Genomic DNA, 19521 nt, shown 5'->3' on the forward strand with positions numbered 1-19521 from the left:
ACGGAGGATGAAACGGGGTTGTAGTTCTCCCTCCCACCGCGCAGCGGGGGGAGGGCCGGGGAGGGGGGCTACCCGCGGCGAGCACCGAAGCCCGTCACAGCGCACGAGCCAGGTAGTTTCTATTCAGGGAGCCGCTGCGCCCAACCTGTTCCAGCACCGATGTTTGGCGGACGCTCCCCCGGGACGACCCTTTCGTCTCCAGTGGAATGCACGGTCGGTTCGGAAGATGAATGACTTTGCTGGTTCTGCGATGAGAAAAGCCCTTTGCCGGACTCGACATCAGCCCTGCCTGAGCGCGACGGCCGGGTCCACCCCCGTCGCCCGCCTGGCCGGAAGGTAGCAGGCCGCCAGCGCCGTCGCGGCCAGCAGCAGCGAGACGCCCGCGAACACCGGCGGATCGCCGGGGCCCACGCCGTAGAGCAGGCCCGCCATGACCCGGGTCGCGGCCAGCGCCCCCGCCAGTCCCAGGGCGATCCCGGCGAGGGCGGGCGCCATCCCCCGCCCCACCACCAGCCGCAGCACGTCGCCCCTGCGCGCGCCGAGCGCCACGCGGATGCCGATCTCGTGCGTGCGCTGCGTGACCGTGTACGCCGTCACGCCGTAGATGCCCAGGGTGGCCAGCACCAGCGCCGTGAGCGCGAAGCTCCCCAGCAGCAGCGTGTGGAAGCGGCGCCGGGCCACCGAGCGGCCCAGCAGCGCGTCCATCGTCCTGGTCTCGTGCACGAGCGCGTCCGGAGCGACCTCCCGGACCGCGCGGCGCACGGCGGGCGCCAGCCTGGCCGGATCCGCCGCGGCGGCGCGCACCACCAGGTGGAGCTCGGGCCGGGGAGCCTGGAGGTACGGCACGTAGAACTCGGGCTGCGCTTCCTCGTCCAGCCCCCGGTGCCGCACGTCCCCCACCACGCCGACGATCTCGCGCGGCGGCTGGTCTCCGATGGCGACGCGCCTGCCCAGCGGGTCCTCGCCCGGCAGGTGGCGGCGCGCGAACGCCTGGTTCACGACCAGGACCGGCGGCGAGCCTTCCGCGTCCCCGTCGGTGAACGGCCTCCCCCGGAGCAGGGGAATGCCCATGGCGCGGAAGTAGCCGGGGCTCGCGACCTGGTAGCGGACGACGGGCTCCGCGCCGGGAGCGAAGGGCGCCCGCCCCACGACGCGGAAGACGTCGTAGCTGTCCCTGCCGCCGAGCGGCAGGAACCTCGCCGCGCCCACCGCCTCCACGCCCGGCACCGCCTCGACCCGCCGCAGCACCTGCCGGAAGACCGCCGCCTGCCGGGCGGGCTCCGGGTGGCGGGCCTCCGACAGCGAGACGCGGCTGGTGAGGACCCGCCCGGTCTCGTACCCCGGCTCGGTCTGGAGCAGGCGCGCGAAGCTCTTGGCCAGCAGCCCCGCGCCGGCCAGGAGCATCAGCGACAGCGCGGCCTCCGAGGCCACCAGCACCCCGCGCAGGCGGGTGCGGCGCACCCCGTCCGTGGCGCCCCTGCCACCTTCCTTCAGCGAGCCGCCCGGGCTCCCCCGCGACCCCTGCAGCGCCGGGGCGAGCCCGAAGACGATTCCCGTGACGACGGACAGCGCCAGCGCGAAGCCGAGCACGGGAGCGTTCAGCCCGGCGTCGGCCAGGCGCGGGACGTCGGCGGGGCCCGCCCGGGCGATGGCGCGCACCAGCCAGCCGGCGAGCAGCAGCCCCAGGGCCCCGCCCGCGAGCGAGAGCAGCAGGCTCTCGGTGAGCAGCTGCCGCACGATGCGCGCGCGGCTCGCGCCGAGCGCGCGGCGGACGGCGATCTCGTCGGCGCGCGCGGCGGCCCGGGCGAGCAGCAGGTTGGCCACGTTGGCACAGGAGATCAGGAGCACCAGGCCGACCGCGCCGAGCAGGACGAGCAGCGCCGGCCGCGCGCCGCCCACCACGTCTTCCCGCAGCGGGACGAGGCGGAAGCGCCACCCCGTGTTCGCGTCCGGGTACTGCGCTTCGAGCCGGCGGCCGATGGTCTCGATCTCCGCCCGGGCCCGCTCGAGCCCGACGCCCGGCCCGAGGCGCGCGATCACCAGCAGGTACTTGCCGCGGCGGTTCGGCAGGCGCTCGGCGGAGCCCGGGTCGCTCGCCACCGGCACCCAGTACTCGGACCTCTCCCCTTCCACGGGGAAGCGGAACCCCGGCGGCATCACCCCCACCACCGTGACGCTCCGGTCGTCCAGCGTGACCTGCCGCCCGACGACGCCCGGGTCGGAGGCGAAGCGGCGCCGCCACAGCTCGTGGCCCAGGACCACCACCGGGGGGCCGTCCGGCCGGTCTTCTTCCGGCGAGTAGGCGCGCCCCAGCTCCGGGCGCACGCCCAGCAGCGGGAACAGGTCCGCCGACGCGCGCGCGCCCCATACGCTCTCCGGCTCGCCCCCCGGCGCTCTCAGCACCGCGCTGGTCGGGGAGTAGGCGGCGACGTTCCGGAGGGTGCGGGCCTGGCTGCGGTAGTCGGCGAAGTTGGGGTACGAGACCGGGATCCGCTCGGCGGTCCCGTCCGCGAGCCCGCCCCACAGCCTCGCCAGCCGCCCGGGGTCCTCGAACGGCAGCGGCCGGAGCAGCACGGCGTCGACCACGCTGAAGATCGCCGTGTTCGCGCCGATCGCGAGGGCCGAGGTGAGCACCACGGTGAGGGCGAAGGCCGGGGCCCTGCGCAGGGTGCGGGCGCCGTAGCGCAGGTCCTGCAGCAGCGTCTCCGGCAGCCCGCCTCCGCGCACGTCGCGGGCGGCGTCCTTGATGCGGGCCAGGTTGCCGAAGCTCCGCTCCGCCGCGCGGCGCGCCTCCTCCGGCGCCATGCCGCGCCGGACGTTCTCCTCCGCGCGCATCCGGATGTGGAAGCGCATCTCCTCGTCCATCTCGCGCTCGATCCGGCCCTTGCGGAGCAGGCCGTACAGGCGCGCGCGGACCACCCTCGCCCAGGCCGTCATCCGGCCTCCTGCGCGGTTCGCATCACCTTGATGACCGCCCCGGCGAGCCGCTCCCAGTTCGCCGCCTCGACCTGGAGCTGCCTGCGGCCGGCCGGGGTCAGCCGGTAGAAGCGCGCCCGCTGGTTGTTCTCCGACGTGCCCCACTCCGACTCGATCCAGCCCTGCTGCTCGATGCGGTAGAGGGCCGGGTAGAGCGAGCCTTCCTCGACCCTGAGCACCTCGTCGGACATCTGCATGATGCGCTGCCCGACGCCGTAGCCGTGCAGCGGCCCCAGGGAGAGCGCCTTGAGCACCAGCATGTCGAGCGTCCCCTGCAGCAGCTTGGTGTTCGTCCTGGTCACCGCGCCTCCCGGGAAGCCATAGATGGTCTAGGACATAGTGCGGCGCTGGCCCTAGACTGTCAAGGGCCTCGGCCAGCGGGTGCCGGAGCGGCCTGATCCCTGCTGTCTTCACCCGCAGCCGATCCTGTTCTCCACACCGTCAGCCACGGGAGGGATGACATGGAAACCCGCCGTGGAATGCCTCCCGCCACTTTCATCTCCCGGCCGGTCCCCGTTTTCCTCGCCACCGGCGCGCTGGCCGCCGCCGCCACCGCGTGGCTGGTCTGGAGCTGGTTCCCCTACGAGCGGCTGGAACGCTACTCTCTCGAGGACAAGCTCCTGGCGTGGGAAGACATCGTCTGGCTGCTCGCGCTCGCGCTCGGGTACCTTGGAGTCGCGTGCGTTCTCCAGGTGGCGGGCCTGCGTATTCGCGAGGGGGCCGCGGAGCTGAGGCGGCGCCTGCGCAACGCGCGCACTCCCGAGGGCCGGCTGTTCGCCGTCGCGGGCGCGGTGCCGTGGTGGATGATCGGGTATGCGGTCTTCCTCGTCGTCATCGCATCGGCGGTGCGCGCGCTGGCCGCACCCTGACCCGCCCTCCTCACCGGCTTCGGGCTAGCATCGGCCGGAACAATGTCGAGCAGCGGATCGATGCCATCATGAGGTGGAGCCACTCCCACCTCTTGTCGACCCACCTCATTTCATCATCTCGGGATAACGCAGACAGGCAATAATCACCTACGATAGGGACCCTTTTCGCACCAGAAGCGTGTGAGGATCCCCGGCTGTTGTTGAAGGAGCTCCCGCGCGTGCTCGCAGTTTTCGCGGTTGTATGCCTCGGTCTCATTCGCATCGAAGGTGGCCACATGAATGCGTGCGCCGTCGTCCATCGCGCTGTTGCGATACAAAGTGTATGTCTGGTCTGTACCTGGCTGGCAGCCGCCAAGTACAAGGGCGACAGAGGTACTGATGAGCAGAACGAGAGACCAAGATATGTGTCGGGGTTTCACGAGGTGGTCCAATTTCAGCCCAGAGGATATCACCAGTTGAACACGCTCAGCAGGCTGGAGTAGTCGTCCGTCCAGGGGCGCACGTCCGCTCGCGTGGCGGGGGGCTTCCAGCGCGGGTCGCGGGCCAGCACGCCCAGGTCCGCCTCGGTGCGCGCGGCCACCAGGAAGGTGGCGTACTGCTCGTAGCGGCCGCTGCGGCGGTCGGGGCCGCTGCCCACGCGCGCGGCCAGGCCGCGCTCCTTCACCAGCGCCCCCACCACCGGCTCCAGGTCGTAGTAGCGGTTGCTCAGGTGGAAGACGATCACGCCGCCGGGGGCCAGCCGCCGCAGGTACACGTCCAGCGCCTCGCGCGTGAGCAGGTGCGTGGGAATGGCGTCGGAGCTGAACGCGTCCAGCCAGAGGAGGTGGTACCGGGGCTCCGTCTCCCGCGCCAGCGACAGCCGAGCGTCGCCCAGCACCACGCGGATCGGCGCCCGGGCATCGGCGAGGTAGGTGAAGTACGCGGGGTTGCGGGCGATCTTCTCGATGCCGGGGTCGATCTCGTAGTACGTCCACTCCTCGCCCTCGGCGGCGTACGCGGCCGTGGTCCCCGTGCCGAGCCCGACGATGGCGATGCGGCGCGTGCCGGTGACGATCGGCGTGCCGTTGAAGATCCGCCCCACCGGCCCGTGGCGCAGGTAGTAGGTGATGGGGTCGCGGCGGCGCGCGGGGTCCAGGCTCTGCGCGCCGTGCAGCGTGGAGCCGTGCGTCAGCACGTGGTAGCGGTCGCGGACGCCGATCTCGTACACGCGGTAGCTGCCGAAGAACGAGCGCGCGGCCAGGAGCGTCCCGTCGTCCTGCACCGACGTCCAGATCCGCACCAGCAGCATCCCCCCGATGCAGAGCGCCAGGTAGAGCGGCGCCCGCTGCAGCACCACGGCCACCAGGTTGATCACCAGGCCGATCACCACGATCCCCACCACCGACATCTGCTCCGCGTCGGGCTGCACGGCGGCGATCAGGACGCCCGCGAACACGAACGCGGCCAGCGCCGTCCCCGCGTGCCAGCCGACGGGCCTCTTCTCCTCCGGCCAGGGCCGCGCCAGGCACGCCAGCGCCAACACCAGCGGGTACTCCCACACGCGCGGGAAGACGACCGGCGCCACCAGCACGTTGAAGATCCCGCCCAGCACGCCGCCCACCGAGATCCACAGGTAGAACTCGGTGAGGTGCCGCACCGCGGGCCGCCGCCGCGCCAGCTCGCCGTGGCAGACCATGGCGGTGACGAAGAGCCCCAGCAGGTGCAGGGGGATGAAGAGCATCGGCTCGCTGACGTAGCGGAAGAGCAGGAGGATGGCCGTGAGCGTGAGGATCGACGGCTGCACCGCCACCATCCACCGGTGCGGGATCACCTGCCGCGGCGCGAACACCAGCGTGAAGCTGAGCAGGTACAGCGCGAGCGGCACCACCCACAGCAGCGCCATCGCCGACAGGTCGGTGGAGATGTACGACGTCACCCCCAGCAGCAGGGAGGAGGGGACGAAGGCCAGCATCACCCAGACGGCGCGCTGCCATCCGCCTACGGCGGAGTGCGCGAGTGCGGGAGTGCGGGAGTGCGGGAGTGCGTCGGCCGCGGTCGGATCGTCGGCGGCGGGCCGGGCCGGCGGCGCCTGGGCGCGCCAGACGGCCGCCGCGCACCCGGCGACCAGGAGCGCGAGCAGCGCGTAGCCGAGGGTCCACACGCCGCTCTGCTCCGCCAGGCGCAGGCGCGGCTCCAGGAGGAACGGGTAGCCGAGCAGCCCCAGCATGCTCCCCAGGTTGCTGCCGGCGTAGAGCCAGTACGGGTTCGCGGCGCCGGGGTGGCCGGACGCGGCGAACCAGCGCTGCAGCATCGGCCCGGTGCCGGAGAGCACGAAGAAGGGCAGCCCCACCGTGGTCGTCATCAGCAGCAGGAGCCACGGGATCGGCGCGCGGCCGCCCTCCGGCGCCGCGCCCGCCACCCCGATCGGCAGCGCCAGCGCGGCGGCGAGGAGGAGGGCGAGATGGAGCGCCGCCTGCCCGCGCACCCCCAGCCGCTCGCTGGAGAGGTGGGCGTAGAGGTAGCCGCCCAGCAGCGCCGCCTGGAAGAAGAGCATGCAGGTGTTCCACACCGCCGGCGAGCCGCCCAGCAGCGGGAGCACCATCTTCCCGAACATCGGCTGCACCAGGAAGAGCAGGAAGGCGCTGGTGAAGACGGCGGTGGCGAAGACGACCAGGACCGCGGCCGGGGCGCGGGTCCGGGCGGCCGCGGCGGGTCGGGATTCGACAGGCGCGTCGGTGGTGACGGCGGGGTCGGCGATGAGAGGGACTTCCGAGCTCAAGCGCAGCTCTTCAGAGGGTGACGGGGTGCGGGGCGGGAGTTGAACCCGGCGCGCGGCGGCGCGTTCCCGACGAAAGGGGACGCGCCGGCAAACAACAGGCTAGGCGATGGGACACCGCCGGCGCAACCGGCGGGGGGCCCTCTCCCTGGCGCCTGAGGCGCCTGTCCCTCCCCCACAAACAGCGTGGGGGAGGGACCTCCTCGCTGCGCTCGTAACGGGCAGGACCAGCATCGGCGCGGGAAGGCAAGGCGGTTCGCCGGCTGTACCCTGTCCCCTGCCGTTCCGCGTGAGGGATGCGCGCCCGACAGGGCCGGGACCGTGGCGGCCGGGCAGTTTCGGCCGACGCGGACCCGGCGCCGTTGGGCACAGCCGTACCGTGCCCTACGGCGCGCGCAGCCCGGCCCGGAGCGCAGCGGAGGGACACGCCCACGTCCGCGGCCGGTTTTCCGGGGCGCCCGGCCGCTTCGCACCGATTGTCGTTAATCGATGCGGCGCAAAGGGGTTGCGTGGCCTGCCGCGCCGACGCATTCTTCAGGACCGCTTCGAGCCCGTTCCCAGCCGGCCCTCGCGTGCGCGCGCGGGCCCCGGCAGGCTTTCCCACGGAGGCCGTTTGATCCGTCTGCTCGGCGACCTCGCCGTCGCCGCCGCCCTGGCGCTGGCGCTCGGGGGCGTGCTGTCCGCCTTCCGGCGCGGCCCCGCCGGCCCGCGCGCCGCGCTGGCCGAGGTGAAGACCTTCGCCGGCCTGGTCTTCGCCTGCCTCACCGTGGCCGCCCTGGCGATGGTCGTGGCGCTGGTGACGCACGACTTCAGCGTGGGGTACGTGGCCCAGGTGGGGAGCCGCTCCACCCCGCTCTTCTACACGGTGATCTCCCTGTGGGGGGCGCTGGAGGGCTCGATCCTCTTCTGGGGATGGGTGCTGGCGCTGTACACCGCCGTGGTCGCCTTCCGCGCGTCCGACTCGCTGGGCGAGCTCAAGCGCTACGCGCTGGGGACGCTGCTGGCGATCGGGTGCTTCTTCTTCCTCCTCCTGGCGGGCCCGGCCTCGCCGTTCACCCTGGTGAGCCCGGCGCCGCCCGACGGCCCCGGGCCCAACCCGCTGCTGCAGAACCACGTGCTGATGGGGGTGCACCCGCCGCTCCTGTACCTGGGCTACGTGGGGATGAGCGTGCCCTTCGCCTTCGCGGTGGGCTCGCTCCTGGCGCGGCGCGACGACCTGGCGTGGATCCGCGTCACCCGCCGCTGGACGCTCACGGCGTGGCTCTTCCTGTCGCTGGCGATCGTGGCCGGGATGTGGTGGAGCTACGAGGTGCTGGGGTGGGGCGGCTACTGGGCGTGGGACCCGGTCGAGAACGCCTCCTTCATGCCCTGGCTCACGGCGACGGCGTTCCTGCACTCGGTGCTGGTGCAGGAGCGGCGGGGGATGCTGAAGCTGTGGAACGTGTCGCTGATCGTCTCCACCTTCCTGCTGACGATCCTGGGGACGTTCCTCACCCGGAGCGGCGTGCTCTCCTCGGTGCACGCCTTCGCCAACGGGCCGATCGGCTACTACTTCCTGGGCTTCATCGCGCTCACGCTCGTCCTCTCCCTGGCGCTGGTCGCCGGGCGGAGCGACGCGCTGAAAAGCGAGGGGCACCTGGACAGCGCGGCGTCGCGGGAGACGGTGTTCCTCTTCAACAACCTGCTGCTGACGGCCTTCACCTTCACGGTGCTGCTGGGGACGCTCTTCCCGCTGGTGGCCGAGGCGGTGCGGGGGGTGAAGCTCAGCGTGGGCGGCCCCTTCTTCAACCGGATGACGCTGCCGCTCTGCGTGGCGCTCCTCTTCCTGGCCGGCGTGGGCCCCGCGCTCCCCTGGCGGGCGGCGCGCCGCGAGGTGCTGCGCGAGAAGCTGCTCTGGCCCACGGCGGCGTTCGCGCTCGTGGTCGTCCTTTCCCTCGTCTTCCGCGTCCCGAACGCCTACGCGGTGCTGGCGTTCGGCTTCGGCGCGTTCTGCCTGACGAGCAACGCGCAGGAGTTCGCGCGGGGAACGGCCAGCCGGGTGCGCGCGAACGGCGAGAACCCGCTGGCCGCGCTGGGTCGCCTGGTGGCGGCCAACCGGCACCGCTACGGGGGGTACGTGGCGCACCTGGGGGTGGTGACGCTGGCGGTGGGCGTGGCCGCCTCGTCCACCTACCGCGCGGAGTACGAGCGGACGCTCCGGATGGGCGAGACGATGCGCGCCGGCGGCTACGAGCTGCAGCTGGTGCGGCTGTGGGCGGCGGACGAGCCGCAGCGCTTCGTCGTCGGCGCCGACGTGAAGGTGTCGCGGGAGGGGCGCGAGCTGGGCGTGCTGGACCCGCGCACCAACTTCTACCGCACCCGCGCCGAGCCCGTCCCCACGCCGGCGGTGCGCAGCCGGCTGACGGACCTGTACCTGAACCTGATGGCGTTCGAGCGCGACGGCTCCTCGGCCACGATCTCGGCGGTGGTCGAGCCGCTGGTGGCGGCGATCTGGATCGGCGGGGCGATCGTGGCGCTGGGCGCGCTGATCGCGCTCTGGCCGGAGCGCAGGAGGCCCGCGCCGCGCCGCGTCCCCGCGCCGCCCGGGCCGGCGCGGGAGGCGCTCCCGGAGCGCGAGGCCGTGGGCGCCGGAGACTGACCGATGAACTGGAAGCGCGTGGCGATCGTGCTGGCGGCGCTGGTGCCGCTGATCGGGCTGCTGGCCTTCGGGCTCACCCGCGACCCGCGGGAGCTGGACTCGCCGCTCCCCGGGCGGGCGGCGCCGCGGTTCGCGCTCCCGGTCTTCACCGACCCCACCGGCCAGCCGCTGGGGCGCACGGTGAGCCTGGACCAGCACCGGGGGCAGGTGGTGGTGCTGAACTTCTGGGCGAGCTGGTGCCTGGCCTGCCGCGACGAGCACCGCACCCTCTCCGCGGTGGCCGAGCGCTACCGGGGGAGGGGGGTGCAGTTCTACGGCGTGCTCTACAACGACTCGCCCGAGAACGGCGAGCGCTGGATCGAGGAGATGGGCGGGCAGGTGTACCCCGGCCTGCGGGACGCCGGCGCGCGCACGGCCATCGACTACGGCCTCTACGGCGTGCCGGAGACGTTCTTCATCGCCCCCGACGGCCGCGTCGCCTACAAGCACGTGGGCCCGGTGACCGAGGCCGTGCTGGTGCAGTGGATCGAAAAGCTGCGCGCCCCCGGGCAGGACGGCGCGTCGTGAGGATCCGCCTCCCGCTCTTCCCCCTCGTGGTTTTCGTCGTACTCGGGACGACGGCCGCCGGCGCGCAGGAGCCGGCCGCGTCCGCTCCCTCGGCCGGCGCGCAGGCGGTGGACCCCGACGCCCCGCACGCGGCGCCGCCGGAGCAGACGGCGCCCGCGCCGGACGCCGCGCGGGCCGCGGCCGCGACTCAGGCGTACCCGCCGGAAGTCGAGGAACAGACCCGCCGGCTCGCCGCGGAGCTGCGCTGCCCCGTGTGCCAGGGGCTCTCGATCGAGGACTCCCCCACGGAGCTCTCGCACCAGATGAAGGACGTGATCCGCCGGCAGCTGGCGGCGGGGAAGACGCCCGAGGAGGTGAAGGCGTACTTCGTCGCCCGCTACGGCGAGTGGATCCTGCTGAAGCCGAAGGCCGCGGGGTTCAACCTGCTGATCTACCTCCTCCCCCTGCTGGCCGTGCTCGCCGGCGCCGCGGTGATCGCGCTCGCCGTCCGCCGCTGGACCCGCGCGCCCTCCCCCGCCCCGGCGGGAGACGCCGCCGCCGCGGAGGCGGCCGCCGAGGACGCGGAGGCCGACGACCCCGTGCTGTCCGCGTGACGCCGGCCAGGGCATGCCTTCCCCCTCCCTGATGGCCGAGGCCGCGCCCGCCGCCGCGCCGCCCGCGGCCGGTCCCGCCGCGACGCCCGCGCTGCAGCTGGAGCGCGTCGCCCAGCGCTTCGGGAAGAGCTGGGTGCTGCGCGGCTGCTCGCTCGCGGTGGCCCCGGGCGAGGCGGTGGCGCTGCTGGGGAGCAACGGCGCGGGGAAGACCACGCTGCTGCGCATCGCCGCCACGCTGCTCTCCCCCACGCGCGGCGGGGGGCGCGTGCTGGGGCGCGACCTGCGGCGCGAGGCGGCCGCCGTCCGCGAGGAGGTGGGCCTGCTGGGCTCGTCCGCCGCGCTCTACGAGGACCTGACCGCCGCCGAGAACCTGCGCTTCGCCTGCCGGATGCGCGGCGCGCCCGCCGACGAGGCCCGGATCGCCCACGTGCTGGAGGAGGTCGGGCTCGCGGGCCGGGCCGACGTGCGGGTACGCGAGTTCTCGTCCGGCATGCGGCGCCGCGTGGGGCTGGCGCGCCTCCTCCTCCACCCCCCGCGCCTCCTGCTGCTGGACGAGCCGTACGCCAGCTTCGATGCCGACGGGATCGAGCGGGTGAACGCGCTGGTGGCGCGGGTGAAGGAGGCGGGCGGCGCGGTGCTGATCGCCACGCACGACCTGCCGCGCGCCGTCCCGGTGGTCGAGCGGGTGCTGCGGCTGGAGGACGGGGTGCTGCTGGACGTGCCGCACGAGCCGGCGCCGGCGTCCCGCCAGACCGCCGCGGCGTTCCCTCCCCTTTCCTCTGTCGGGAGGCCGGAGGGCGCGCGGCGGCCGAGCGAGCTGCGGCGTGCGGCGGCGGTGGCGTGGAAGGACCTGACGGCGGAGCGGAGGACGCGCGCCAACCTGAACGCGGTGCTCTTCTTCGCGGGGCTGATGCTGCTCCTCTTCGGCTTCGCGCTGGGGCCCGACGCGGCGGCGCTGCGGGCGGCGGGGGCGGGGATCGTGTGGCTGACGGTGCTCTACAGCGGGGTGCTGGTGTTCCAGCGCTCGTACCAGCTGGAGCTGGAGGGCGGCGGCCTGGAGGTGCTGCTCCTCTCGCCGGGGGACCGCAGGTCGATCTTCCTGGGCAAGCTGGCGGCGAACCTGGCGCTGGTGCTGCTGGTGGAGGCGGTGGTGCTCCCGCTCTCCGCGGCGCTCTTCCACCTGCCGCTCGGCGAGAGCTTCCTCGGCATCGTTGGGATCCTGCTGCTGGGGACGCTCGGCTTCGTGACGCTGGGCACCTTCTACGCGGCGCTGGCCAGCCGGGTGCGCGCGCGCGAGGTGCTGCTCCCGCTGCTCCTCTTCCCGATGCTGGTGCCGCTGCTGGTGGGCGCGGTGGAGGCCACCGACGCGCTGCTCTCGCGCAACGCCATGGGCGACGCGGGGTCGTGGGCGCGGCTGCTGGCGGCGTTCGACCTGATCTTCCTGGTGGCGTCGACCCTGGCCTTCGAGTACGTGATCGAGGATTGAGGCTGGGCGGGATCGGCGGCGGGATCGCGCCGTGTCGAATCGCATCGGCGCGAGGGGCCTCACCCGCCGCCTTGGAGCGGCAACCCTCTCCCAACTTCGGGAGAGGGTGGACTTTACGAGGCGGCGCGGGGACGGAAGGGGGTGCTGGCTATCCCTGTAACCTGTTCCCTGTCCCCTGCGGTTCACTCGCTCTCCGGAGCGGGGACGGCGCTCGCGGACTCGGGAGGGACGGTGCCGCCGGGGTGGTGGACGTCGCCGCCCATGCCGGGCGACAGCTCGCGCAGGCGCGCCCGGGCCGAGTCGCCGAGCGCCCGGTCGCCGGTCTTCTCGGCCGCCATCGCCACGCCGAACCAGGGGGCCGCCTGGTCGGGGCCGCGGCGGGCGGCCTCGCGGTAGTGGCCGAGCGCCGCCCGGTAGTCGCCCGCGCGGTACGCCGCGTTGCCGCTGTCGAGCTGCGCCTGCACGGCGGGCGGCAGCCTCGGGGCGGACCCGGCGCCGGAAGCGGCTTCGCCCAGGGGGACGCGCTCGGCGGGCTCCCCTCCCCCGCAGGCGGAGGACGCGGCGGCCAGCAGGAGGAGCGGGACCAGGCGGGCGGGACGCATCGTCGTGGGCCGTGGGAGGAGGAGCGGGCGGCCGACCCGGCGGCGGCCTCGGCGGACAAGATACACCCCGCGGCCGAGCCTCCGGAAGGGCGGACCTCCTCACGTCGCGCGGAGATTCGGGGTGGGGTGCCGTTGCGGGACCGGTCTGGCGGGGCCCGCGCAACAACACACTGTTTCGGACGATTGTTTCGCATTATGATGGCAGATACGCAGACAGCCCGGAGCCCTCGGGCCGGCGCGCGCCGGCTTCGCCTTCCACCCGGAGGCCGTCGATGAGCACGGTCGTGGAGCAGCCACGCGGTTCCGATCCCCACGCCGGTGCGGCGCCGCCGCCGCGGGCGGTGGCCTCCCCCCGCTGGATCTCCATGCTGGGGTGGCTGGCGCTGCTGGCGTTCGTGGGGGCGCAGGCGTTCGGCTTCACGCACGCGCCCGACCGCGACATGGGGCACCTGCAGAAGATCATGTACGTGCACGTGCCCGTGGCGTGGAACTTCCTGATCGCCTTCCTGATGGTGTTCGTGGCGAGCATCCTGTACCTGTGGAAGCGGCGCGAGAGCTACGACCTGTTCGCGGCCTCGGCGGCGGAGGTGGGCGTGGTGTTCACGGCGCTCACGCTCTGCCTGGGCTCCCTCTGGGGGCGGCCCACCTGGGGCGTGTGGTGGACGTGGGACCCGCGGCTCACCTCCACGGCCATCACGCTCCTCCTCTACGCCGGCTACCTGGCCCTGCGCGCCTTCACCGACGACGCCGAGCGGCGGGCGCGCTGGAGCGCGGCGGTGGGGATCCTGGCGTTCCTGAACGTGCCGATCGTGTACATGTCGGTGCGCTGGTGGCGGACGCTCCACCAGCCGCAGTCGAGCCCCGCCACCGTCGACACGGCGTACGCGTGGGGGCTGCGCTTGAACGCCATCGCGGTTTTGATGATCTTGATCTACTTCGTGAACCGGCGGTACCAGGCGGCGCGCATGGAGCGGGCGGCCGAGGCCAGGCGGGAGGAGATCGCCCTGACCGAAAGGGGAGCGCATGTCTGAGTGGTACTTCATCGGGGCGGCGTACGGGCTGACCTGGCTCACGCTGGGCGGCTATGCCCTCTACCTGCGCGCCCGCACGCGGCGCGCGCGCGCGGAGCTGGCGGCCGCGGAGGTGCTCCGGTGAGCGCGCACCCGAAGCGGCGCCTGGGGCTCGTCGCCGCGAGCGTCGTGGTGGTCGGCGCGTTCGGCTACCTGGCCTGGGGCGGGATCGGGGACAACCTGGTCTACTTCCTCACCCCCAGCGAGCTGCTGGCGCGCGGGACGAGCGGCTACGGCGAGGCGGTGCGCCTGGGCGGCGAGGTGAAGCCCGGGAGCGTGCGCTGGGACGCGGCCGCGCTGGACCTGCGCTTCCGGCTGACCGACGGCACCCGCGAGGTGGAGGTGCACTCGAAGGGCGCGCCCCCGCAGATGTTCCGCGACGGGATGGGGGTGGTGGTGGAGGGGACGTACGACCGCGGCGGCGTCTTCCGCTCCACCAACCTGATGGTGAAGCACTCCAACGAGTACCGCGCCCCGCCCCACGGCCAGAAGCCGCAGCAGATCTACCAGGAGCTGCCCAGGAAGGCGGCCGCGGGCGGCTGAGGCCCGCCCCGCGTCGGCCGGGCGACCGCGGAGCCGGCGCCGGAGACCATCTCCGGCGCCGGCTTCCGTTTTTTTCTCCATCTCGCCGCGCCCCGCCTCCGGCGGAATCCGCACCCGGGCGTCCGTCTAATCTCCAGAGGAAAACACCGCCCCGTGCAGGCCGGACCTCTCCGCGAGGACGAACGTGAGCGACCTCTCTCTCCCCCCTCCGGCCGGCGGACCTCCCGCGGGCTCACTCCGCAGCTGGACGCCGCACCTCGCGGGCCTCCCGGCTTTTTTCGTGGCCCTGCTCCCCAAGTGTCCCGCCTGCCTGATGGTCGTGTTCGGCGCCCTGGGGCTGGGCCACGGCGTGCACGAGCTCGCGTTCGGGCTCCTCCAGATCGTGATTCTGACCCTGCTGGTGGGGATGCTCGCGCTCCGCCGCCGGGGCGGCGGGCCCGGGCCGCTCCTGCTGGGAACGGCCGGAGGAGCGGGAGTCGTCGCGGGACAGCTCGCGGGCCTTTCGCCGGCCGTCTGGCCGGGGGCGCTGCTGCTGGGGGCGGCGTGGCTCTGGAACGAGCGCCGGCGACCGGGCGCGCCGGCGTGCGGATGCCGCGTGGGGCGGGCCGGGTAACGGCAATTCTCCGATTCACCGGACTCCCACGGACCGGGATCCGGAGTGTCCCACGCAGAGCTCGAGAGCAATTTCGCCTGTCGAATGATCAGTCGATCAGCGATCTTCCGAACGATGTCGGCAAGATGTGTGAACCGGCGCCGGAGGCGACCTCCGGCGCCGATCGTTCTTTCCAGGCGGTTACCTGCGGGTGAGCCGCTGCCCATCCCCGCCCCCTACAACGCTCGCACGCGCGTGCGCAGGCGGAGACGCGGATCCCATCGGTCGTTCACTGGCCGAGTCTTCGTATTTCCGAAATTTCGCAGGGCAAGTGTTGGGAAGATCAGGTGGGTTTGCGGAAGCGACACAGGAGGGGGATGCGCTGTTCGGCGGTCCACGATCTGGGCCGGTGACAGGAAGATATAGCGCGTAGCACATGACCACTCCAGGTCGTGCGCTGCTACCCTTTTTCCGAATTCGTCCGGAGGCGCGAGAACGGAAAGGACGCCTGCAAGTCACTTGTGTTTGCGCCCCGGGCGCCGCACCTTGTCGGAAGTGAGCCTTTGCGCCACCGACCGCACGGATATGCTCCTGCGGTGGCGGACCTGGTGCGATCTCCCGTGGGGAATCGCTGCAGGTGTGCCGGACGCGGCGCGAAGGCTCGTGGATTATACGAGGTATGCATGAAGTCCTCCCGCCTATCGCCTCCAGCCTGCCGTCCCAATGCAGATTCGCACCAGGAGGGCGGCAGTTCCACCGCACGCCGGCCGCGTCGCACCATTCCCTGATGCCGACCTCCTCCGCCGGACGCGATACCGCCTCGCGCTGATCCTGCTCCTCTGCCAGGCGTGCAGCGACCACTCCCCCGGCCGTTCCACCGACGCGGAACAGCTGCTTCGGGAACTGGGGCGGCCGGGAGCGGCGCCGATGCTGGTCGCGCGCATTTCCATCCGCTCCGAGCACCGCCAGTGCACGTGGCCGGCGGACGCCACCACGCCCCCCGTCTGTCCCGGCGCGACCTCGGCGCGCCCCGCCTCACCCTCGAAGGGCACGGTCGAGGCCGCTCGGGGCCGCGCCGACCCGCAGGCGCTCCACGCGGTCGCTCTCCACGAACTGCTCTGGTCGAGAGGCGTGGGAATTCGACTTCAGAAGGCCATCTCATACCTCCAGACCGCCGCGCGACTGGCAGGCCGGCCGGCGCCGGTGCTGGCGGACCTGAGCGCCGCGTACATGACGCGGGCGGGATGGACCGGGAATGCCCGCGACCTGCTGGAGGCGGTCGAGTTCGCCGAGCAGGCGCTCGAGCTCGAGCCGCAGAACGAGACTGCGCTCTTCAACCTGGCGCTGGCGCTGGACCGGCTCGGAATGGACGGGGAAGCGGCGGAAGCGTGGAGGCGGTACCTCATGGTCGACTCGACATCCGGCTGGGCCGCGGAAGCAAGGGGCCGGACGCGCGCGCTGCGGTGGGCGCCCACTCCGCGGAGGCCGCTTCCGGCGGGCGCGAGCGAAGCCGACATCGCGGCCTTCGTGAACCGCGACCCACAGGCGGCGCGCCTCCTGGCGATGGACACCCTGCTGGCCGAGTGGGGCGCCGCGCTCCTCCGTGGAGACTCCGCGCTCGCGGCGGACCGGCTCCGCCGCGCGGACGCCATCGGCCGGGCGCGCGAGAAGCGCGGAGGAGACGCCTCCACGGCGGACGCCGTGCGGGCGATCCGGGCCGCCGCGAACGATTCCTCCGCGCTGCGGACGCTCGCGCGGGCGCACCAGGCGTACGCGGCGGGCCGCTCGGCGTTCGACGCGACGAACTTCCATGGGGCGGACAGCGCCTTCGCGAGGGTCCTGGCGATGCGCCCCCCCTCGCCCGCGCTGGAGCTGTGGACCAGGTACTACCGCGAGGCGGTGCGAGTCAACCTGGGATCGCACGAGGAGCCCGCGCGGGTGCTGCGGCGGCTCGCGGCGCGGACGGACACGGTCCGGGACCCGACGCTGGCGTCCCACATCCAGTCCTCCCTCGGTGCGGCGCTCTACCGCAGCGGCCACTACCAGCCGGCGCTGGACGCGTTCGACGTGGCGGCCCGCCTGGCGGGGCGGTCGCACGAGGGCGAGCGGGCGGGAGGAGCCCGGTACTTCGTGATGGACGCGGAGTTCGCCCTGGGGGCGGCGCCCCAGGCGTACGCATCGATGCTGCAGGCCCTCCTCGCCCTGCGGCCGTACCGCGACTCGGAGTACCTGCACACCCTTCTCTCCGTCGCGGCCGAGGAAGCGGCGGGCGACGGGCTCCTTCGCGCCGCGCTGCGGCTGCAGGACGAGGGCGTCGCCGTCGCGCGGCGGACCGGCCCCCTGTACCTGGCCGAGGCGCTCCTGTGGCGCGCCCGGCTCCGGGTGGCCGCGGGCGATTCGCGGGGGGCGCTGGCGGACATCGCGGCCGGGGAGGGCCTCGTCGGGAAGCTCGAGTTCGAGGACCGGGAGTGGCTCGTGACGGACCTGCGGGCGGCGCGCGCCAGCGCCCTGCTCCGCGGCGACCCGCGGCGGGCGGCCGCCGCGCTCGATTCCATCATCACCGATTCCGCGGGAGCCGGAAGCACCCTCCGCCTGCTGCAGGCGCTGGTGGAGCGCGCCGAAGCCAGGCTCGCGCTGAACGACCGGCCGGGCGCGCTCGCGGACCTGGACCGCGCGACCGCCCTCCTGGCCACGCAGCGCGACGCCGTGACCAGCGCGCCGCTACGCGCATCGCTGCTCGACGCGATGCGCGCCGTCTTCGACCGCGGCGTCATGCTGCAGGTGGCCGAGGAGAACGCGGCCGCGGCGCTGACCTACCTGGAGCGGGGACGCGCCTCGTTCGCGCCGACGGGGCCGAACGACGCCGGGGAGCAGTCCGGGTCCGGGAGGTGGAGGGTCCCACGGGGGAGCGTCGCCGTGGAGTACGCCCTGATCGGCGACACCCTCCTGATCTGGACCGTCTCCGACACGGCCGTCGCCCTCACCCGGCGCCGGGTGGACCGGGCCGCGCTGGTGGAGAGCATCCAGCGGGTGCGCTCGGCGCTCGAGACCCGCGCCGCCGAGCGCGCCGGCTCGGCAGAGGAGCTCCGCGCGGGCCAGGCGGCGGTGCGGGCCCAGCTGGCGGCGCTGTACGGATTGCTGGTGGAGCCGGTGCGGGAGCGGCTCGGCCCGAAGGAGACCGGGCTCGTCCTGATCGCGGACGGAGCGCTCGCCGAGGTCCCCTTCGCCGCGCTCCACGACACCGCCTCGCACCGCTACCTGATCCAGGACCATCCGCTGCGCTTCGCGGGGAGCCTGCGCGACGCGGCCCCCGCGGCGCGCCCGCTCGGGGAGCCCCGCGGCCTGGCGCTGTTCGTGGCCGACCCCGCGTTCGACGTGCGCGCGCACCCCGGCCTCCCCCCGCTTCCCCGCATCGCGGAGGGGGCTCGGCGAATCGCGGAGCGGTATCCGCGGCGAAGGGTGGTCAGCGGGCCCCAGGCCGGCCGCGACTCGGTGCTGGCGGCGCTCTCCGCCGCGAGCCTCTTCTACTTCGCCGGCCACGCCGTCTACGACGAGCAGCGCCCGGAGCGCTCGTTCCTCCTCCTGGCCGCGGGCGCCGGGCGGAGCGACCCCGGCCGGATGACGGCGGCGGAGCTCGGCGCGCGGGACCTCTCCCACGTGCGCCTGGTGGTGCTCGCGGCGTGCGAGACGCTCCGCGCGCGGGACGGGAGCTCCGCGGGGTTCGCCGGGTTCGCCGGCGCGCTGCTCGCCGCGGGCGCGGGAGGCGTGGTCGGGAGCCTGTGGCGCGTCGACGAGGAGCGGACGAACGCGCTGATGGAGGAGTTCCACGCCGCGTACCGCCGATCCTGGGACGGAGACGGCGCCCTGCGCCAGGCGCAGCTCGCGCTGCTGGGGTCGGACGACCCCGCGCTCAGCTCGCCGTCCGCGTGGGCCGGGTTCCGGTTCGCGGGCAACTGACCAACCTCAACCATTGTAGAGGAGCCATGCCCTTCAACTTACACATCGAGATCGCGGGGATCTGCCTGTTCGTGCGCAGGTCCCGGGATGGGAAGCTGCACGTGCTGTTGCCCCCCGTCGCGGGGATGGAACCGCACGTAAAGGTCATTGGCTGGCCAGCCAAATACAACCCGAAAGCCCCGACGGGGAAGACTCACCAGGAGCTTTCGCTGGAAGCCGGGACGCTCGACCTGAGCCAACTCGTCGAAGGCGGCGACTCCTTGGTGGTGGACCTGCCGGGTGTGGTGGACATATCGGACATCGTCAACATGCCGGCCGACCAGACCAAGGCGCTGGCGCACGTGGTGATCGGTCACGGCACCCTCTGCCCGAGCCCCCCCTGCCAGCATCGGAAAGGGGCGCGGTGGAGGATCAACAGCCGGCCACCCACACATATGGCGACCTCAATCCAATGGCGGATCACGGGCGTCACGAACGAAGTGGAGGACGACAACGGAGTCAGGCGTCCGGGCCTCAAGATCAAAACCTCGAACGGCGGCACGCTCGCCACACTGCGTCCGGACTCGGATGGGCAGATCAGGATCTACGTGTACAACGCCCCGCACGACGAGCTCCCCTCCCAGCCGGAACCGACGAACCCGGTGCTGAACCCAGGCGACGAGGCGCACCACTTCCGCGGGTACTATGCCCTGTTCGGCGACAAGGCCGGACCGCTCCCGCAATTCGAGGACGAGGGAAGAGACGCTTCCGACCCGAACTCCTCCTTCCGGGCTGCGAACAGCCTTCCGCCTGCGTTCACCGCCCCAAGCCTCTCCAGCGGACGGCGCTTCACCTGCATGCTAGCGGTCAACGAGGAGTGATGCCGGTGCAAGG

Annotated in this window: 15 protein-coding genes; 11 read left to right on the plus strand and 4 right to left on the minus strand. The window is 73.2% G+C overall.

Features of this window, described 5'->3' with window-relative positions; all coding sequences use genetic code 11:
* Nucleotides 1–279: 279 nt before the first annotated feature.
* Nucleotides 280–2937, minus strand: coding sequence for an ABC transporter permease (locus tag VF746_30225; GenBank protein HEX8696734.1), 2658 nt, complete (start codon nucleotides 2935–2937; stop codon nucleotides 280–282).
* Nucleotides 2934–3278, minus strand: a complete 345-nt coding sequence (locus VF746_30230) for a PadR family transcriptional regulator (protein HEX8696735.1) — start codon at nucleotides 3276–3278, stop codon at nucleotides 2934–2936. Before VF746_30230 ends, VF746_30225 begins: the two co-directional genes overlap by 4 nt.
* Nucleotides 3279–3437: 159 nt before the next feature.
* On the opposite strand from VF746_30230, the gene VF746_30235 reads away from it, so the two are divergent.
* Nucleotides 3438–3845 (plus strand): hypothetical protein, encoded by a 408-nt coding sequence (locus tag VF746_30235; GenBank protein HEX8696736.1) that lies wholly within the window; start codon nucleotides 3438–3440, stop codon nucleotides 3843–3845.
* 448 nt (nucleotides 3846–4293) lie between these two features.
* Here VF746_30235 and VF746_30240 read toward each other — a convergent pair whose 3' ends face one another.
* The gene (locus tag VF746_30240) at nucleotides 4294–6603 is read right to left on the minus strand and encodes a fused MFS/spermidine synthase (protein ID HEX8696737.1); all 2310 of its coding nucleotides are present in this window, start codon (nucleotides 6601–6603) and stop codon (nucleotides 4294–4296) included.
* Between the two features lie 610 nt (nucleotides 6604–7213).
* On the opposite strand from VF746_30240, the gene VF746_30245 reads away from it, so the two are divergent.
* Genes VF746_30245 through ccmA form a run of 4 tightly spaced genes read left to right on the plus strand, consistent with a single transcriptional unit; the run spans nucleotide 7214 to nucleotide 11884 of the window.
* Entirely contained in the window at nucleotides 7214–9238 is a 2025-nt protein-coding gene (locus tag VF746_30245; protein ID HEX8696738.1) for a heme lyase CcmF/NrfE family subunit, read from the plus strand.
* A 3-nt stretch (nucleotides 9239–9241) separates the two neighbouring features.
* Entirely contained in the window at nucleotides 9242–9805 is a 564-nt protein-coding gene (locus VF746_30250; GenBank protein ID HEX8696739.1) for a redoxin domain-containing protein, read from the plus strand.
* On the plus strand, nucleotides 9802–10398 hold the full coding sequence (locus tag VF746_30255; GenBank protein HEX8696740.1) for a cytochrome c-type biogenesis protein CcmH: 597 nt from the start codon (nucleotides 9802–9804) through the stop codon (nucleotides 10396–10398). The genes VF746_30250 and VF746_30255 overlap by 4 nt, the downstream gene beginning before the upstream one ends.
* 13 nt (nucleotides 10399–10411) lie before the next feature.
* Nucleotides 10412–11884 (plus strand): heme ABC exporter ATP-binding protein CcmA, encoded by a 1473-nt coding sequence (gene ccmA, locus VF746_30260; GenBank protein ID HEX8696741.1) that lies wholly within the window; start codon nucleotides 10412–10414, stop codon nucleotides 11882–11884.
* 182 nt (nucleotides 11885–12066) lie between these two features.
* On the opposite strand, the gene VF746_30265 is transcribed toward ccmA, so the two are convergent.
* On the minus strand, nucleotides 12067–12486 hold the full coding sequence (locus VF746_30265) for a hypothetical protein (protein HEX8696742.1): 420 nt from the start codon (nucleotides 12484–12486) through the stop codon (nucleotides 12067–12069).
* A gap of 272 nt (nucleotides 12487–12758) precedes the next feature.
* Here VF746_30265 and ccsA point away from each other — a divergent pair, with 272 nt between their 5' ends.
* The 6 genes from ccsA (at nucleotide 12759) to VF746_30295 (ending at nucleotide 19508) form a co-directional block, all read left to right on the plus strand.
* Complete coding sequence (ccsA, locus tag VF746_30270; protein ID HEX8696743.1) at nucleotides 12759–13517, plus strand: cytochrome c biogenesis protein CcsA; 759 nt, start codon at nucleotides 12759–12761, stop codon at nucleotides 13515–13517.
* The gene (locus VF746_30275) at nucleotides 13510–13641 is read left to right on the plus strand and encodes a hypothetical protein (protein HEX8696744.1); all 132 of its coding nucleotides are present in this window, start codon (nucleotides 13510–13512) and stop codon (nucleotides 13639–13641) included. The genes ccsA and VF746_30275 overlap by 8 nt, the downstream gene beginning before the upstream one ends.
* Complete coding sequence (locus tag VF746_30280; GenBank protein HEX8696745.1) at nucleotides 13638–14099, plus strand: cytochrome c maturation protein CcmE; 462 nt, start codon at nucleotides 13638–13640, stop codon at nucleotides 14097–14099. Before VF746_30275 ends, VF746_30280 begins: the two co-directional genes overlap by 4 nt.
* Before the next feature lie 280 nt (nucleotides 14100–14379).
* Complete coding sequence (locus VF746_30285; GenBank protein ID HEX8696746.1) at nucleotides 14380–14712, plus strand: hypothetical protein; 333 nt, start codon at nucleotides 14380–14382, stop codon at nucleotides 14710–14712.
* Between the two features lie 906 nt (nucleotides 14713–15618).
* The gene (locus tag VF746_30290) at nucleotides 15619–18648 is read left to right on the plus strand and encodes a CHAT domain-containing protein (GenBank protein ID HEX8696747.1); all 3030 of its coding nucleotides are present in this window, start codon (nucleotides 15619–15621) and stop codon (nucleotides 18646–18648) included.
* Nucleotides 18649–18674: 26 nt separating this feature from the next.
* Nucleotides 18675–19508 (plus strand): hypothetical protein, encoded by an 834-nt coding sequence (locus tag VF746_30295; GenBank protein ID HEX8696748.1) that lies wholly within the window; start codon nucleotides 18675–18677, stop codon nucleotides 19506–19508.
* Nucleotides 19509–19521 lie beyond the last annotated feature (13 nt).

Origin of the sequence: Longimicrobium sp., assembly GCA_036389795.1 — a bacterium.
GTDB lineage: Bacteria > Gemmatimonadota > Gemmatimonadetes > Longimicrobiales > Longimicrobiaceae > Longimicrobium.

Bases quoted from the DNA above. Each gene is read 5' to 3' on its own strand.
- VF746_30290 (HEX8696747.1), top strand. From the start codon at position 15,619: ATGCTGGTCGCGCGCATTTCCATCCGCTCCGAGCACCGCCAGTGCACG.
- ccsA (HEX8696743.1), top strand. From the start codon at position 12,759: ATGAGCACGGTCGTGGAGCAGCCACGCGGTTCCGATCCCCACGCCGGT.
- VF746_30265 (HEX8696742.1), bottom strand. From the start codon at position 12,486: ATGCGTCCCGCCCGCCTGGTCCCGCTCCTCCTGCTGGCCGCCGCGTCC.
- VF746_30250 (HEX8696739.1), top strand. From the start codon at position 9,242: ATGAACTGGAAGCGCGTGGCGATCGTGCTGGCGGCGCTGGTGCCGCTG.
- VF746_30295 (HEX8696748.1), top strand. From the start codon at position 18,675: ATGCCCTTCAACTTACACATCGAGATCGCGGGGATCTGCCTGTTCGTG.
- VF746_30275 (HEX8696744.1), top strand. From the start codon at position 13,510: ATGTCTGAGTGGTACTTCATCGGGGCGGCGTACGGGCTGACCTGGCTC.
- VF746_30235 (HEX8696736.1), top strand. From the start codon at position 3,438: ATGGAAACCCGCCGTGGAATGCCTCCCGCCACTTTCATCTCCCGGCCG.
- VF746_30225 (HEX8696734.1), bottom strand. From the start codon at position 2,937: ATGACGGCCTGGGCGAGGGTGGTCCGCGCGCGCCTGTACGGCCTGCTC.
- ccmA (HEX8696741.1), top strand. From the start codon at position 10,412: ATGCCTTCCCCCTCCCTGATGGCCGAGGCCGCGCCCGCCGCCGCGCCG.